This window comes from Microcoleus sp. FACHB-1515 (genome assembly GCF_014696105.1).
Classification (GTDB): Bacteria; Cyanobacteriota; Cyanobacteriia; order Elainellales; family Elainellaceae; genus JAAUTJ01.
In genome coordinates, this window is the sequence record NZ_JACJPO010000043.1 from 15,774 (window position 1) to 32,524 (window position 16,751).

A 16,751-nucleotide genomic window follows, 5' to 3' on the forward strand; every position below is an offset into this window, starting at 1 on the left:
GATTTGGAAATTCTACATCAGCCCTGGTGAACTGCGGCTTAGTTCCAGCCAAGCACTTGCAGAATCTGCTCAGCGAGTTTGGCAGGCTTAAACGGTTTAGCAATCATTGCCTTGACGCCCAAATCGGCAAAGCGACGCTGATCAGACACTTGCACTTTTGCCGTGAGCAAAATGACTGGAATGTGCTGGGTGGCCGGATTTGCCTGAAGCTGCTGGAACGTGGCAACGCCGTCCATGTCGGGCATCATGACATCGAGCAAGATGGCGTCTGGCTGCTCGCTTTCGGCTAGGGTTAATCCTTCTCGGCTCGATCGCGCCACGCAGACATCTAGCCCTGCCATGATTTCCAAGCTCATCTGTGCAATTTCACGAATGTCATCTTCATCGTCGATTACTAAAACGCGCTTAGCTGCCACGAGCAACCTCCAGTAAATTTTTCACCCCGCGATCGCCTTTAGTGTTCCCCGGTTGTGTGGGAAAAACCGTCGCGGCGATCGGGAGCGCCAGATAAAAGCTGCTGCCCTGCCCGACCTTGCTTTCCACCCAAAGGTGGCCTTGATGCCGATGGGCAATGCTGCGACATAACGTTAAACCGAGTCCGGCTCCGCTCTGAGGGCGAGCGTCCGAAGCGTCAGCCTGCCCAAAGCGCTGAAAAATTGCTTCTAGTCGATCGGCGGGAATGCCCAGTCCTTCGTCTTTGACCTGAATCACGACATAAGACTCGGCGGACGCGGGGATCGGGAAGGTGGCAGGAAGGGCAAGGCTCGATCGTTGTTCTACGGTTAGCCAGATTGTATCGCCCGCTGCTGAAAATTTAATGGCATTGTTCAGCAGATTCGTCAAAACTTGAGTAATGCGATTAGAATCTGCAAAGATTTCGATCGGTTGAAGGTGCAGTCGCAAATTGATGCTGGCTTGGGCGGCGGCGGGCTGCACGGCGATCGCCGCCTGCTCGATCAACTCTACAATCTGGCAGGGCTGCGACAAAAGCTCAACCTGCCCCGCCGCAAACTGAGCCAGATCAAAAATATTGTTTGTTACCTGCACTAAGCGATCGCTGTTGCGAGCCGCCAGTTTCAGCAATTGCTGGCCGCGATCGGTCAATTCGCCCAGCTTGCCGCTGAGCAGCAGTTCAACTGATCCGTGCAGCGCGGCAATTGGCGTACGCAATTCATGGCTGATGGTCGAGATCAATTCATCTTTCAGACGATCGAGGCCAGGGTGAGGAGTGATGTCTTTGACGAGGATGGCAACGCTGCTGACTCGCCGCTGAACGTGAATGAGTGAAAGCACCATCATCACCTCGATCGATTCACCCGTCTTGCGCTGATGCTGAACAGGATGGCGAGCGATCGATCCGGCCAGCAGCGACCCAGCCAGCGCAGCATTGAGCCAGAGTCGATCGTCGCTGGAGCGAATCAGCTTGGCGATCGGCTGCCCGATCGCTTCCGCTGCGCTGTAGCCGTAGATGCGTTCTGCCCCGCCGTTCCAGCTCAAGATGCGACCTTCAAGATCAATGTTGATGATGCCGTCTTCGGTGGCTGCGACGATCGCGCTAAGCAACTGCAAAGCTAGTTCGCTCTGCTGCCGCTTTAGCAGTTGCCCTAGCCTTTGCGTCAGTAAAGATGCGAGCTTGAGAAAATCGGGTTGGGGTGGCTGCGGCTTGCGGCTATACACAATCAGAGCGCCGAGATGACCAAAGGCAGTGGAACCGTCGCTGCTGACGCAAATGGGCAGGCTCCAAACGGTTTGCAAGCCTTGAGCATCGGCGGCAGCAAGGCGACCTTCGATCGCGTCTAGCAAACGAAGCGCAGTTGTGTTGCTGGGCAAAACGGCTTCAGCCAGTGAGCAGTGCAGCTCAAAGTTTTGAATGGGGGCTGTATGCCACTGGGCGATCGGCTGAAGCGCTTGTGCCGTTGCCACCCAAATTTCGCCTACATCCCAGCCAAAGGCTTGACAAAGCGGCGGCAGCAAGGCGACTGCATCCATTACGGTCGTGGCGTTCGCCACCTTGAAGCGAAAGGCTGCTAGCGCTTGCGATCGCGTCAGTCCTCGATCGAGCTGCTGCACAATTTGCTGTTGCTGACAGTAAAGCTGGAAGCGCTGATCGGTGAGTTGCTGCCGCAATGCAACAAGCTGTTGCTGTGTACAGGGTTGGTTTGACTTTTTGCCGAATGGAATTGAGCAAAGCTGAGCAAGCTTGGCAGGTAGCCGTGCTAGCTCGTGAAGTTCTAGATAATCGTCGGCTCCCGCCTTGATCAGCGTGACCGCCTCAGTTGCGCTGAGATAATTGCCAATCACCAAAAACGGCAGATCGCTCAAGACACGAACTCGATGTAGAGCCAGCAGCGGGTCGATCGCGCCATCGATCGCCGTGACGATCACTGCATCCCAAGCGGGCGACAGGGCTGCTTCTAAATCGGCCAACCTGGTGACTGGATGACAGATTGCACCATCAACTAAAAGTGTCTGAGCAATCAAAGCATGAGTTGCCTCGGTTGCAGCACATAAAATTTGCAAAGGAGCCATGCTATTAGCGACGCGCAGTCGCTCGCGTCAATAGAACGATGGGGGAAAAGCGATCATTGCTAAAAAAGCCGAACTGTGCGATCGCAAGAAGCCGAGAGAGCGAGTCGATCGCAACTTATCAACTGCAAATTAAAAGTGCAGTGTCAGGTCGAGCAGTCTGAAGCAGTGGGGCGATTTCGAGCGTGAGCTTAATGATTATTTTAGAAAAGAACTGTGGAAAAGTTGGGGAAAAAACGACCAGTAAAATGCAAAAAGGCGTATCGCTCTAAAGTTCCCCGACTTTTCCACCTTTAAGTTTTAGTTTATGATTAACCCCTGTTTGATAGATCGAGACAGAGTTGAACTGCTTTTTGGCAACTCCAGTTTGACTCCAATGAAATCTAGCAGCGGTGCATCAGGCTATGTCATTTAGCAAGTTCAACGATTTAGACAACGCTGAATCGTCTCTCTCTTCAGCACCTGGGCAACATCCCGCGACCCTCGCTGACCTCGATCGCCTCATCAGCGAGCGGTTTTGCGCCAGTGCGCTCGATCAAATCATGCTCTATCTGGCATTCAGCGCATTACGCACGAGCGGTCATCGGCACGGGGCATTTCTCGATGCGGCAGCAACAGCGGCCAAGTGCGCGATCTACACGACCTACATGAAAGAAGGTCAAAATCTGCGGCTGACCGGACAGTTGCATCACATCGAACCCAAGCGCGTCAAGGTGATTGTCGAAGAAGTCCGGCAGGCGCTCACGGAAGGCAAAATGCTGAAAACGCTCGGTTCCAATGAGCCGCGCTATCTGATTCAGCTTCCGTTTGTGTGGCTAGAGCAGTTTCCCTGGCAGCCCGGAGAATCGCGCATTGCCGGATCAAGCTTGCTGCCTGCTGAAAAGCGGCAGGTGGAATCACTTCTGCCCGCTGATTTGCCGAATGCACGGCTGATCAACGCGCTGGAGTTTATGGATCTGATCGAGTTTTTGCATTTGCGATCGCAAGCCGACTGGCCGATCGAGCAGCAATTGCCCCTGAGCGAAGCAATGGCCGAACACATCCGCCGCCGCTTAATTTATTCCGGAACGGTGACGCGCATTGATGCACCCTGGGGAACGCCGTTCTATGCCTTGACACGCTTGTCCTATTCGCCTGCGGATGACGATGCTCGCGCTTATGCCGCGATCGAAGACACTGCCGATTTCTACGCGCTGATGCGCCGCTGGGCAAACCGAGAACCCAAGGTTTTACGCATGGTCGAAGAACTCAACATTCCTGCTGATCAAATTGAAATCGCGCTGGCGGAACTCGATCGACTGGTCAAAGATTGGGCAGACCGCTACCACCAAGACGACGGCGAACCGATCGTGCTGCACATGGCAATCGGTCAGCACGAAGCTTGAGGCGATCGCTTCAATTTGGCTGCCAGATGCGAATTGTTTCAGCACTGCCGCTAATCAGCACACTATCTGGCGTAAACGCGATCGCCCCGACACTCCAATCATGCTCCAGCGTGGCAATTCGCCGCCGTGCCGACAAGTCCCACAGCTTCACTGTCTGGTCAGCACTGGCACTCGCGACAATTTGCGAGCGAGGCGCGATCGCTAGAGCCGTCACCGCTGAATGATGAGCCGCTAGGATCGTCAATAGTTCACCCCGCTCGACCTGCCAAAATTTCAGCGTTTTGTCTTCACTGGCGCTGATCAAGGTGCGATCGTCTAGAAAGACCAAAGCGCAGACGCTGGCACTGTGCGCCTCGATCGATCGATCAAGCTGCTGACGATCGAGATTCCACAGGCGAATGGTGCGATCATCGCTGCCGCTAGCGAGAAACTGACCGTTTGGACTGAAAGCGATCGCGTTTACCCGCTCGGAATGCTTGCCTGCCGACAGAATCCGCTTGCCTGCATCGAGATCCCACAGCGTCACCGCACCTTCACCCCCGCCGCTTGCCAGCAGTTCTGCGTCAGTGGCGATCGCGTCCACTCCCCAGTCATGCGCCTCGATCGTCCGGGTCAGTTTGCGACTGGCAAGGTTCCACAGCTTAATCGTGCCGTCGTCGCTGCCGCTGATTAGCAAATTTCCCTCTGGACTGAAGGTGAGCGCATTAATCCGTCCGCGATGACCGCTCGCCGACCACAGCGATCGCCCTGCGAAGGTTTGCACCAGCTTGCCGCTGGCAATGTCCCACAGCTTGATCGATCGATCGCGGCTACCGCTGGCAAAAAAGTAGCCATCCGGACTCACAGCCAAGGCGGTAACGTCGCCCGAATGCCCGCTAAACACTTGCCGACAGTTCCAGGTTGGTCGATCGATCGGCTTGGAAATCGCAGAACGAACTGGAGTTGATTGCAAGTCGCGCAAAACAACCTCGACATTTCGGTAGCGGCGGCGCAAGCTCGGTTGCAGCAGGCGATCGAGAATTTCGGCCAGCGCGGGATCGATCGGATCTGAGCGGTGCGATCGCCAGTCCACTTCGCGCAGATCAAACGGATGCAAACCTGTGAGCAGATGCACACAGGTCAAGCCCAGACTGAAGAGATCGCTGGCCGCTTCGGGTTCGCCTCTGGCTGCTTCGGGAGCGGCATATCCTGCGCTGCTGATGACCGCAGCATTGTTGAGATCAACTAGGAAGGGACGATCGCCACTCAAAATAATATTTTCCGGCTTGATGTCGCCGTGCAGCTTGCCAGCGCGGTGAATCGTTTGCAGGGCAGGCAGCAGATCAATCAGCAGTTGCCGAATAAAGTTGCCGTCTCGCAACCCCGTCTGCGCCAAGCTTTCGCCTGCAATGAATTCGTAAACCAAAACCTGATCGAATCGATCGATCAGGCGCGGCAGTTGCGGATGTTCGATCGCCTCTAATCCGTCAAAATTCGGCGGAGTGGGCAGCAAAAATTGCTTCACTACAACCGGATTTTCGGACGCATCAATCGCCAAATCCGTGCGGCAAAATTGACTTTGACCGAGGGGACGCACCGAGCGATAGCGCTGCCACAGCGAATTGGGCGTGATGGCTTGGGAGCGATCGACCATGCCTCAAGTGGGAACCAGTTCGCCCGGACGCAGCTTCGACCATTTTCCAGTTTCGCGCGTGAAGCTGAGGCAGCCCACCACGTCCCACTCCATTTCGATCACGTCGCCGCGTGGTCGAATGTTGACGTTGATTTCCGGTTCGGTCGCCTCAAAGTCCGGCGACTCGGTGAGGTGCTGCTGTTCGTGCTGTTCTTCAACGGCGTGATAGGTCGTGCAGCGATCGACATAAAAGCAGTTGACACAAATACACATTGATCCGAATTCCTCCCGCTCCGACATCCAGCATTTTCTGCTACTCTAGCTCAGGTTTTGATCAAAAAGCGCGACTCCTCCGAGGGATTCGTGGCGATCGATCGGGCTGAGGAAAAGCCTGCCCTCATCCCCTAACCCCTTCTCCCCAGGGAGAAGGGGAACCGAACCGGATCGGAAGTCCCTCTCCCCCAGGGAGAGGGATTTAGGGTGAGGGTTGGCTGTTTCCTCCGCGAAAACCATCTGTGAAACTCGATCGAGATTGCTAGCCTTGAGATGTATTGAATTGAGTTGGGATTTGAATCAGCGCAGCCAGCCCGCCAGCGTTTTGTCGCCGCACACATGGCCGTTTCGCCTGTCTTGGCTTCCCGAAGAAACCTATCTGGTCGGGGGCAACGTCCGCGATGCGCTGCTCGATCGCCAAGCCGGATATCTGGATTTGGATTTTGTTATGCCCGATCGCGCGGTGCAAACGGCCAGAGCGATCGCTCGTCATCATCGCGCCGGATTTGTCTTGCTGGATGCCGATCGGCAAATTGCTCGTGTGGTATTTGAGAATGCCACCGTCGATTTTGCTCAGCAGGTGGGATCAACGCTGGAAGCGGATTTGGAGCGACGCGACTTCACCGTGAATGCGATCGCCTACAGTCCGTTTACTGAGCAACTGTACGATCCGCTGTATGGCTATCGCGATTTGCAGCGGCAGCAAATTCGCATGGTGGCGATCGACAATCTCAAGGAAGACCCGCTGCGCCTGCTCCGTGCCTATCGACAATCTGCCCAGCTTGGCTTTGCGCTGGAGCCGAAGACGCAAGCCGCGATTCGTCAACTGGCTGGACTGCTGAAGTTTGTCGCCGCCGAGCGCGTCCAGTCCGAACTCAACTATCTGCTGGGTTCCGCGAAAGGAACGCCGTTTCTGCAAGCGGCATGGCAAGACGGTTTGCTGCAAGCGTGGCTACCTCATGCCGATGGCGATCGACTGGCTGAAATTGCCCGGATCGATCGAGCGGCGGTCGACTTGCAGTCGCGTCCTGATTTGCTTGAGCCGACCAAAGGCCGCAACTGGCTCAAAATCGCTAAGCTCAGTCGCTTGGTCGCGCCGAATGCAGAACTTGCTGAAAGCGAACTGTGGCGATTGAAATACAGTCGCGTTGAAGTGCAAGCGGTTGTCCTGACGCTGAAGAGCTTAGCGCCGCTGCAAGCGCTAATGCCGTCTGCGCCCGCCGCCCAGCAGTATTTCTTTTTTCAGTCGGCAGGAGCGGTGTTTCCGGCTGTCGTGCTGCTGGCCTTGGCAAATGGCTTGTCCCTCGAATTGATCGCCCCGCTGATCAATCGCTACCTGACGCCCGACGATCCGATTTGTCATCCGCGATCGCTCGTTACAGGCCGCGATTTGATGGTTGCACTTCAGCTTGCGGCAGGGCCGCGCATCGGCCAGTTGTTGCAGGAGATTCGCATCGCGCAGGCCGAAGGCAAAATTACGTCACAGGCCGAAGCAATCGACTGGGCGCGCTCGATCGCTGCGGCTGAGTCGTAAGTTGAGCGGCATCTGTGTTAGGGTGGATCTCTTGGAATGCCGAGTTTGAGCGGCAGCAGATTTGTTTGTCACAGTCGATCGATAAAAGGGGTCAAGAATGGCTAAACGCCGCAACCAAAAAAAAGAAAAAGCACTTCGCAACCAAGCCTACGCTCGTAAATTTCGCAAGCGCACGAACACCGGACGATTTGGCCGTCGTCGCTATGGAAATGGAGGCCAAGACGGAGATGAACTGAACACTGAGCGCAGCAGTGACACGGGTGCTGAAGGCGCAGCCGACGTAATCTAAATCTAAACTTTTCCATTGAATTATTTTTTGCCAGGCGATCGCGCGATCGCCTGGCGTTGCTTTTGGGAATTGATCTTGCCTCGATCGATTCGGCCTATCCAGAAGTCAGCGGGGTGGGGTGGCGATATTCATCACCGCAATCACCGATCGCTGCAAACAAATCGCGAGATTTGCCGAGAACAACTTCAATTTCGGCGCGATCGGCCTCGTCTAGCTGCAAATCAAAGACGCGAGCGTTGTCTCGCAGATGTTCGGCAATGCTGAGTCTTGCCCCGACGATCGCGCCTGCCACAGCGGGTTGATCAAGCACCCAGCGGATAGCGACATTGGCAATGCTCACTTGGTGCTTTTGGGCGATCGAATGCAGCACGTTCAGCAGCGATTGCAGCAAATTCCAATCGCCCCACGCATCGATCATTTTTTTGTATTTGCGCTGCGAAGCGGTTGAAAGCTGATTGGCGGACGGCTCTGGCTGATTGAGATAGCGATCGCTGAGCAGTCCGCCGCACAAGGTTCCGTAGGCCAGTAATTTAATATCGTGCTGCTGACAAAATTGCGCCATTTGCACGAGCGGACGGCGATCGATCAGCGAAAACTGCACCTGATTGGAAACGATTTGAATGCCGCAATCGAGAACAATTTGCAGGTGATCGGTGTCGAAATTGGTCAGCGCGAGATGGCGAATTTTACCTTCTTGCTGAAGGTCTTGCAGATGCAGTAAGGCGTCGAGATAGCTGCGATCGCGATAGTCCCACCAGTGAAATTGCAGCAAATCGAGCGTTTCGGTTTGCATTCGCCGCCGCGAAAGATTGATACTTTCTTCGACAATTTGGCGCGTCATTCGTCCCGGATGCGGAACCCATTTCGTCAAGGCTTGCACTTGTGAAAGTGCGGCTTCGCCTCGTTCTGCTTGCCACTGCTGCCGAAATTCACCGATAAAATCTTCTGCCGCACCGTAATGATTGGCCAAATCCCAAGTTGTAAATCCGGCATCGACATAATCAAACATTTGGGCGATCGCGGCTCGTGAATTGATGCATCCATGCCCGCCCGAAACCTGCCACATGCCGTTTAGGATGCGACAAATCTTCAGATCGGGCGTGAGTTGCAGTCGGCTTTGGTCAGGCAGCATGGCAACAAAATTAGAGACGATCGGCAGTGAAGTTGTCTACATTAGCATAGGTAATCTTTCCAAATCGACGGAGAACACACGGATGGAACGGCGAGCTTTTTTGCAGTGGGTCGGGATTGGTGGATTAGCCAGCTTTTTGCCAGTCGCGATCGCTGCTTGCGATTCCAATTCGTCTAGCCCGACTGCCGAGGCAGAATCCCCTGCATCAAATCGCGAATTTGAAGCCGTTGGGACAACTGAGCAGCTTCAACAATCCGGAAAGATCGACGTTTCAGTTGGAAATGAAAAAGCGATCGTGCTGCGTGATCCCGACAGCAATAATTTAGTGGCCGTCAACTTAACCTGTACGCATCGAGGCTGTGAAGTGGCGTGGCAGGCGAATCAATCCGAATTTGTTTGCCCCTGTCATCAGGCAAAATTCAAGGCCAATGGTGAAGTCGTTGAAGGTCCTGCTGAACAACCGCTAACGACCTATGCAGTGAAAACCGAAGGCAATTCAATCTTGATTCAAAAAGGCTAAATTGCTCGTCTTTTGAGTGAAAATCAATCATTTTTGATGCAGTTGCTTGATTATTTGCTAAACTCTACCGCAGTGTTTCATGCCACAAGTTGAACTGTGTGCGATCGACGAGGAGGTTGACGAATTCGCATGAACTGGATGAAGCAATTACGGCGGCGATTTTTGCGATCGCAATCCGCTCGTCGATCGCCTTCGCGCCAATTGAATTTAGTCGAAAGAAATCGGATTCGACTCGGTAAGCTGCTGCTGCTCGCCGCGATCGGACTAACCATTCTTGTTGTGCTTGAACTGCGGCAGGAGATGGTCAAGGCGATCGAGCCAGCGGTGAATGAACAACCTGCGATCGAACGGCCTGCGATCGAACAGCCGATTCGCTTGCCCGAAGCGCCCAGCAGTACGGCCACGCCAACCGCAACCGCCCGTGCTGGAGAAACGATCGCCATCAGCACCGATCCCAATGCCACTCGCCCACAGCAAATCGCCCAAATTAACCCTAGCCAAATCGCTGCAAATCAGTGGGCAGGTTCGTCGTTTCCGGTCGAAAGCTTTCAGGCATACACTTCACCGTTTGGCTACCGTCGATCGGCAACGGGCGGCTACGGACGCGAGTTTCACTATGGCCTCGATTTGGCTGCACCGATGGGCAGCTACATCCGCAACTGGTGGGCAGGCACGGTCGTCGAAGTTTCAGACAACAGCAATTGCGGAACATCTGTTGTCGTTGAATCCGGCCACTGGCTGCACATCTACTGTCACATGCAGGGACATGTCGAAACCGTGAACGGTCAACTCACCATGCTCGATCGATCGGGCGGCGTCCAGATTGCCCAAGGTCAGCAGGTCGCAGCCGGAACGCGCATCGGTCGGGTTGGCATGACCGGACGCACCACAGGCCCACACCTGCACTGGGGCTTGAAATATGACGGCAACTGGGTTAATCCGGCCTTGGTCTTGCGAGCAATGTATGCAGGTCAGCAGGCAACCGCTGCGAATCCGCAGTAGGGGCTAGTCGCATTCTTTCAAGCAATCTTTTTTAAACAAAAAGCCCTCACTGCCAATCGGCAGTGAGGGCTTTTCGCGGGAGAACGATCGCTCTTGCTACTGAGGAAGCGAATTCAAGCTCTGCACTTGGTTGGCATCTGCTGGTATCTGCTCTGAGACGCGAGAAGTTGTCGATCGATTTGCGGCGATCGCCGTTCGCAGCGCTGTCACCGCTCCAACATACTGCGGATCAGCCGTTGTACCGATTTGATCTTGGTGACTGACGAGCTGCTGACGCTGTGCATCGGTGAGCGCGATTTCCACATCTGGCGAGATCCCGCGATGGCTAATATCGCTGCCGTTCGGAGTGTAGTAGTGTTCAATCGTCACGGCCAAACCTGACCCGTCCGAGAGCGGATGGACGGACTGCACAAGCGCTTTGCCAAATGTCGTTGTGCCTACGATCGTCGCCCGACCGTTATCCTTCAGCGCACCTGTCAAAATTTCGCTAGAACTGGCCGAACTGCCGTCCACCAGCACGGTCAGCGGTAAATCTGTGATCGCCGTATGATCAGCGGTCATTTCGTTGGATGCACCGTTGCGATTGACTCGCCGGACGATCGCGCCATTATCCAGCCACAAGCGCGAAATTTCGATGCTGGCACTCAGCAGACCGCCTGGATTGCCGCGCAGATCCAGCACGAAGCCATCCACGTTTTGCTGTTCGAGGTCTTCGATCGCCTGACGCATCTGTTCGGCAGCGTGGTCGCTAAACTCACTGAGGCGAATGTAGCCGACTCGCGTGTTGCCTTCTTGATTGAGCGTATAGCGGACAGTTGGCAGCTCAATTCGAGCGCGAACCAGTGAGAGATCGAAGCTGCTGCTGTCGCGATCGATCCGCAGCGTAATATCCGTTCCGGCTTCACCGCGAATCAGGCTCGATGCTTCTTCGACGCTCATGCCCTGCGTCGATCGCCCATCGATCGCGAGGATGCGATCGCCGACACGAATTCCCGCCGCCGCAGCGGGCGAATTGGGAATCGGCTCGACAACCGTGAGATTTCCGGTTTCCTCTTCGGCCTGAAGGCGAATGCCCACGCCCGACAGTTCACCTCGCGTTTGCCGCGTCAAAGCGTCGTACTGCTGCGGATCCATGAAGCGCGTGTAAGGATCGTCCAAGCGTTCCAAGGCGGCTCGCAAAGCGTCGTAGGCTTCTTCTTGTGAACTGTAGTTGCGATCGAGCAGTTCTTGACGGACTGCTTGCCAGTCAACTTGGTTGAACGTGGTATCCACATATTCGCGGTTCACGATTTGCCAGGCTTCATCCAGGACGGCTTTGGGACTGTCTTGCAGTTCGGCGCGGGCAGAATGACTAAAGGTCGGCGTGAGCAAAGAAATTGCGGCAGTCGTCGCGATCGCGCCGCTGAACAAAGCGGCTTGCAGCAGATGAGAAAGGTTGGGTCGTGTCATGAAGCTAATGACTACAAAGAAGGGTTGATGGGCGGATGAAGTGAGGTGACGAATCGAAACAGAGAACACTCAGCAAGCTTAGCAATGAAGGCGGCTGAAAGCGTCACTAGTATGACCGCTTGCACCCGAAAATTTAAAGCATCTGAATTAAAGCTTCAAACTCGTCAAACTGTCCGAAGCAAAGCAGGTTCATTGTGCCAGTTTTATTCAGCGTGATGTCAATGCGATGACAAATCAAAGCGGTCAACTGAGCGCTTCACTCCAGCAAAATAAGCAGGATTCGAGCGGGATGCTCCCCGAAACTCTTGCTAATCTAACGCCGTTTGATCCTGGCGATCGAAAACTAGCGCACAAAATTTAAGGAAGTTTGAACAATGAGATCGAAAAATGCCGAATCTTAGCGCTCCCATCGAGAATTGATTGCCATTTATCCAGCTTTACGGCAAGGCGATCGATGATTCCGATTGATTTTGTCGAAAGTCAGAAAGCGAACGGTGGAGAATCGCTGCGATCGCTCGAAATTCTGCCTTGAGAGAGTGAAGCTTCTGTGCGGCTTGATCCACACTGCGTAGTAGCAATGTGTCACAATGTAAGCGGTTTTGACAAAGTAAGTAAAGAAATTTGAAGTGGGCGTGAGTCATGGAATCACTGTACCAGTACGCCTGGATCATCCCCGTTCTGCCACTGGCAGGGGCGATGTTGTTGGGCGTGGGCTTAATTTCATTTGGTAAAACCACAAATCAGCTTCGACGGGCAAGCTCTACCTTCATCGTGTCCATCATGGGCGCAACGATGACGTTTGCGTTTGCGTTGCTTTGGAGTCAGATTCAAGGTCACGAGTCTTACACCCGAATGCTCGACTGGGCAGCGGCAGGAGATTTTCACCTCAGCATGGGCTACACGATCGATCACCTCACTTCGCTGATGCTGGTGATTGTGACAACCGTAGCTTTCCTGGTGATGATCTACACCGACGGCTACATGGCTCATGACCCTGGTTATGTTCGGTTTTATGCGTATCTGAGTTTATTTAGCTCCTCAATGCTGGGGCTTGTCGTCAGTCCTAATTTGGTGCAGATCTACATCTTTTGGGAACTGGTCGGGATGTGTTCCTATCTGCTGATCGGCTTTTGGTACGATCGCAAGGCCGCAGCCGATGCCTGCCAAAAGGCGTTCGTGACCAACCGAGTCGGCGACTTCGGTTTGCTGCTCGGCATCCTTGCCCTGTATTGGGCGACGGGAAGCTTTGAATTTAACGAGATTGGCGATCGCCTCCAAGAACTCGTTCAATCTGGAGCGCTGAGCGGCGGACTTGCTGCCCTGTTCGCGATTCTCGTCTTCCTGGGTCCCGTCGCAAAATCAGCACAATTTCCCCTCCACGTCTGGCTTCCAGACGCGATGGAAGGCCCCACGCCGATCTCGGCTCTGATTCACGCGGCGACGATGGTGGCGGCGGGCGTTTTCCTGATTGCGCGGATGTTCCCCGTCTTTGAGGGACTGCCAACCGCGATGAATGTGATCGCTTGGACTGGGGCGTTTACGGCGTTTTTGGGAGCATCGATCGCCATTACGCAAAACGACATCAAAAAAGGCTTGGCCTACTCCACGATGTCTCAGTTGGGCTACATGGTGATGGGCATGGGCGTCGGCGCATACAGCGCAGGCATGTTCCACCTGATGACGCACGCCTACTTCAAGGCGATGCTGTTTTTGGGTTCTGGCTCGGTCATTCACGGCATGGAAGCGGTTGTCGGTCACGATCCTGTCTTTGCACAGGATATGCGCTTGATGGGCGGCTTGCGGAAGTATATGCCGATCACGGCAATCACCTTTTTGATTGGTACGCTGGCAATTTCGGGGATTCCTCCCTTTGCGGGCTTCTGGTCAAAAGATGAAATTTTGGGCGCGACGTTTGAAGAAAATCCGGCATTGTGGGCGATCGGCTGGCTAACGGCGGGGATCACCGCCTTCTATATGTTCCGGATGTACTTCAGCACGTTTGAAGGCACATTTCGCGGCAAGAACGACAGCATCAAAGACAAGCTCAAGAACGAACAGCTTCAGCGCATGGGATTGGCTTTTGGTCCCGGTGCAATGAATCCGCAAGAGCTAACGGCAGAACTGCCGCAAGAAGCGCACGACCACGAAGCCCACGAAGGCCACCACAGCGACGAGCCGCACGAATCGCCCCTCGCGATGACGCTGCCGCTGATGCTGCTGGCCGTTCCCTCGATCTTGATTGGCTTGGTCGGAACGCCGTTCGCCAACTACTTTGAGGAATTTTTGCATCGTCCGGAAGCAGGCGCGATCGCATCCCACGTTTCCGAACTGGAAATTCCCTCGACCGAATTCAACTGGACGGAATTCCTGGTCATGGGCGGAAGCTCAGTCGGGATCGCCCTGATTGGGATCACGCTGGCCTCCTTGTTCTACCTGCGGCACAAGATCGATCCCGGTGCGATCGCTCACCGGATCGAGCCGCTGTATCGCCTTTCGCTCAACAAGTGGTATATCGATGACATCTACAATCGTGTCTTCGTTCAAGGCAGTCGCCGCTTGGCGCGTCAAGTTCTTGAAGTGGACGTGCGGATCGTGGATGGCGTTGTCAACCTGGCGGGTTTTGTTACGCTGGTTTCGGGCGAAGGTTTGAAATACCTGGAAAATGGCCGAGTCCAGTTCTACGCGCTGATCGTGTTTGGCGCAGTGCTTGGCTTAGTGCTGGTTTCAGGGATTACCTAGATTCTGTTGATTTTCTGAAGAAAAACCTCTTGCTCACCTGGAAACGGTTCGATCGAATCAGCCAGAAATGGCGAGAGGTTTTTCCTTTGACCGATGACCCAATCGATCGCACAACCGAAATTGAATATGGATATAAACAACTTTCCTTGGCTGACTACGATTATCCTGCTGCCGATCGCAGCTTCGCTCGTCGTTCCCTTCCTTCCTGACAAAGACGGCAAAACCGTCCGCTGGTTTGCCCTCAGCGTCGGTCTGATTGATTTTGCTTTAATTTCCTACGCTTTCTACACCCAGTACGACTTCTCGAATCCGGGAATGCAGCTTGTCGAGCGCTATACCTGGGTGGAATCGCTCGATTTGAACTGGTCAGTTGGCGCAGATGGCCTCTCAATGCCGCTGATTATCCTCACCGGATTTATCACGACGCTGGCGATGCTGGCTTCTTGGCCTGTAACGCTGAAGCCAAAACTCTTCTACTTTTTAATGCTGGCGATGTACGGCGGACAGATCGGCGTGTTTGCCGTGCAGGATATGCTCTTGTTCTTCCTGTTTTGGGAACTGGAACTGATCCCGGTTTATCTGCTGCTGTCAATTTGGGGTGGAAAAAAGCGGCTGTATGCGGCCACGAAGTTCATTCTTTACACGGCGGGCGGTTCGCTGTTCATCTTGATCGGCGCGTTGGCGATGGCATTCTATGGCGATACGGTCACGTTTGATATGCGATCGCTCATCGCCAAAGACTACGCCCTCAACTTCCAGCTTTGGATTTACGCCGCCTTCTTGATCGCCTATGCCGTCAAACTGCCGATCTTCCCGCTCCACACTTGGCTTCCCGACGCGCACGGCGAGGCGACCGCACCCGTTCACATGTTGCTGGCTGGAATTCTGCTGAAGATGGGCGGCTATGCGCTGATTCGGATGAACGTCGAGATGCTGCCGGATGCTCACGTTTACTTTGCCCCGATTCTGCTGATTCTGGGAATCGTCAACATCATCTATGCAGCTCTGACTTCTTTCGCCCAGCGCAACCTGAAGCGGAAGATCGCCTACTCCTCGATTTCGCACATGGGCTTCGTGCTGATTGGGATCGCTTCGTTCACGGATCTCGGTCTCAGCGGTGCGATGCTGCAAATGATTTCGCACGGATTAATCGGAGCAAGCTTGTTCTTCCTAGTGGGCGCGACCTACGATCGCACCCACACCCTGATCCTCGACGAAATGGGCGGCGTTGGAAAGCAGATGCCCAAGATCTTCGCGATGTTCACCACTTGCTCCCTCGCCTCCCTCGCGCTTCCCGGCATGAGCGGCTTTGTGGCAGAACTGATGGTCTTCGTTGGCTTCTCGAATAGCGAAGCTTACAGCCAAACCTTCAAGATCATTGTCGTTTTCCTGGCCGCAGTCGGTGTGATTCTAACGCCGATCTATCTCCTGTCAATGCTGCGCGAAATCTTCTACGGGCCAGAAAACAAAGAACTCACCTCGCATGAAAAGCTAATCGATGCCGAACCGCGTGAAGTGTTCATCATCGCCTGTTTGCTAATTCCGATCGTCGGCATCGGTTTCTATCCGAAGATGATCACGCAAATCTACGACTCGAAGACTTTGGAAATAACGGCTCGTCTGCAAGACGCTTTGCCGACGCTAGCTGAAAAACGAATCGATGCTGAACCAATGGCAACGATTCCGCTGACGGCTCCGGCGATCGAATCTAGCCGTTAATTTCAACTTAAATCAACCTCCTCAAGGGCGGCCTCCGGGTCGTCCTTTTTACTGTTGAAATCCTTACTGGAGGGCTGGAACTTTCTTTGCACCTACCGCGTTAAATACTTCAAGTAGCACCTAAGAAAGGGTAGTGGTGTATGCGTTTGCGCCATGAATATGTATGGATTGCGATTGGTTCGCTTATTGCAATATGTGTTGCTTGGGGCTGGTTTATCAGTCGATCGCAATACTTGAACTTAACAAATGACGGAACAACAACTGATTCTTTAGGAACAACGTTGAACGTAGAGGCAGAACAACAATTTTTTGCTGCATACCAACGCGGGAAGCCGGGGCAGTGGCAACATATACAGACGACTATTGAAGGTGATCCTGTAACTCGGCAATTGTCTTATTTTGGTAGCGGCACAACTTATCAAATGGTGGTTGATGCTCGCCACGATCAGTTCGGTTCGGGGCGTATTGAACGATATACGTGTCAGAGGTTATTCATGTTGAATGGACGGTTAGCGTTTGATGAATGCACTAAAGAATCTGGCTGACACCATCCTCGATCGCCCCTCCCCCC

At 54.0% G+C, this 16,751-nt stretch carries 14 protein-coding genes; 8 read left to right on the forward strand and 6 right to left on the reverse strand.

All coding sequences use genetic code 11. The features are described 5' to 3' along the window. Positions 1-38 precede the first annotated feature (38 nt). Both H6F67_RS15115 and H6F67_RS15120 read right to left on the reverse strand, forming a co-directional pair. Positions 39-416, reverse strand: coding sequence for a response regulator (locus H6F67_RS15115; protein ID WP_190767456.1), 378 nt, complete (start codon positions 414-416; stop codon positions 39-41). Continuing rightward, complete coding sequence (locus tag H6F67_RS15120) at positions 406-2,529, reverse strand: cell wall metabolism sensor histidine kinase WalK (RefSeq protein ID WP_190767457.1); 2,124 nt, start codon at positions 2,527-2,529, stop codon at positions 406-408. Before H6F67_RS15120 ends, H6F67_RS15115 begins: the two co-directional genes overlap by 11 nt. A gap of 401 nt (positions 2,530-2,930) precedes the next feature. On the opposite strand from H6F67_RS15120, the gene hetR reads away from it, so the two are divergent. After that, positions 2,931-3,911 (forward strand): heterocyst differentiation control protein, encoded by a 981-nt coding sequence (hetR, locus tag H6F67_RS15125; RefSeq protein WP_190767458.1) that lies wholly within the window; start codon positions 2,931-2,933, stop codon positions 3,909-3,911. A gap of 10 nt (positions 3,912-3,921) precedes the next feature. Here hetR and H6F67_RS15130 read toward each other — a convergent pair whose 3' ends face one another. Together H6F67_RS15130 and H6F67_RS15135 are read right to left on the reverse strand one after the other, a co-directional pair. Next, complete coding sequence (locus tag H6F67_RS15130; protein ID WP_190767459.1) at positions 3,922-5,544, reverse strand: WD40 repeat domain-containing serine/threonine-protein kinase; 1,623 nt, start codon at positions 5,542-5,544, stop codon at positions 3,922-3,924. Between the two features lie 3 nt (positions 5,545-5,547). Further along, entirely contained in the window at positions 5,548-5,796 is a 249-nt protein-coding gene (locus tag H6F67_RS15135; RefSeq protein ID WP_190767460.1) for a Ycf34 family protein, read from the reverse strand. A gap of 295 nt (positions 5,797-6,091) precedes the next feature. Between H6F67_RS15135 and H6F67_RS15140 the strand changes: the two genes are divergently transcribed. Continuing rightward, positions 6,092-7,330, forward strand: coding sequence for a CCA tRNA nucleotidyltransferase (locus H6F67_RS15140; protein WP_190767461.1), 1,239 nt, complete (start codon positions 6,092-6,094; stop codon positions 7,328-7,330). Between the two features lie 97 nt (positions 7,331-7,427). Further along, positions 7,428-7,619: a hypothetical protein gene (locus H6F67_RS15145; protein WP_190767462.1), complete on the forward strand. Its 192-nt coding sequence runs from the start codon at positions 7,428-7,430 to the stop codon at positions 7,617-7,619. Positions 7,620-7,713: 94 nt separating this feature from the next. On the opposite strand, the gene H6F67_RS15150 is transcribed toward H6F67_RS15145, so the two are convergent. Further along, positions 7,714-8,751, reverse strand: a complete 1,038-nt coding sequence (locus H6F67_RS15150; RefSeq protein ID WP_190767463.1) for an aldo/keto reductase — start codon at positions 8,749-8,751, stop codon at positions 7,714-7,716. Here H6F67_RS15150 and H6F67_RS15155 point away from each other — a divergent pair. Together H6F67_RS15155 and H6F67_RS15160 are read left to right on the forward strand one after the other, a co-directional pair. Then, entirely contained in the window at positions 8,750-9,271 is a 522-nt protein-coding gene (locus H6F67_RS15155) for a ubiquinol-cytochrome c reductase iron-sulfur subunit (RefSeq protein ID WP_242020648.1), read from the forward strand. The two genes, H6F67_RS15150 and H6F67_RS15155, sit on opposite strands and share 2 nt — an antisense overlap. A 435-nt stretch (positions 9,272-9,706) precedes the next feature. Continuing rightward, positions 9,707-10,273, forward strand: coding sequence for a M23 family metallopeptidase (locus H6F67_RS15160; RefSeq protein ID WP_396798068.1), 567 nt, complete (start codon positions 9,707-9,709; stop codon positions 10,271-10,273). A 96-nt stretch (positions 10,274-10,369) separates the two neighbouring features. Here the strand turns inward: H6F67_RS15160 and ctpB are convergent, their stop codons facing one another. Next, a complete protein-coding gene (gene ctpB / locus H6F67_RS15165; RefSeq protein WP_190767464.1) occupies positions 10,370-11,722 on the reverse strand; it encodes a carboxyl-terminal processing protease CtpB in 1,353 nt (450 codons plus the stop codon). Positions 11,723-12,361: 639 nt separating this feature from the next. Between ctpB and H6F67_RS15170 the strand changes: the two genes are divergently transcribed. The 3 genes from H6F67_RS15170 (at position 12,362) to H6F67_RS15180 (ending at position 16,725) form a co-directional block, all read left to right on the forward strand. After that, positions 12,362-14,461 (forward strand): NAD(P)H-quinone oxidoreductase subunit 5, encoded by a 2,100-nt coding sequence (locus tag H6F67_RS15170; protein ID WP_190767465.1) that lies wholly within the window; start codon positions 12,362-12,364, stop codon positions 14,459-14,461. 132 nt (positions 14,462-14,593) lie between these two features. Beyond that, a complete protein-coding gene (locus H6F67_RS15175; protein ID WP_313926837.1) occupies positions 14,594-16,180 on the forward strand; it encodes an NAD(P)H-quinone oxidoreductase subunit 4 in 1,587 nt (528 codons plus the stop codon). A 140-nt stretch (positions 16,181-16,320) separates the two neighbouring features. Beyond that, positions 16,321-16,725 carry a DUF4362 domain-containing protein gene (locus tag H6F67_RS15180; RefSeq protein WP_190767467.1) on the forward strand — a complete coding sequence of 135 codons (405 nt, stop codon included), beginning with the start codon at positions 16,321-16,323 and terminating at the stop codon, positions 16,723-16,725. Positions 16,726-16,751 lie beyond the last annotated feature (26 nt).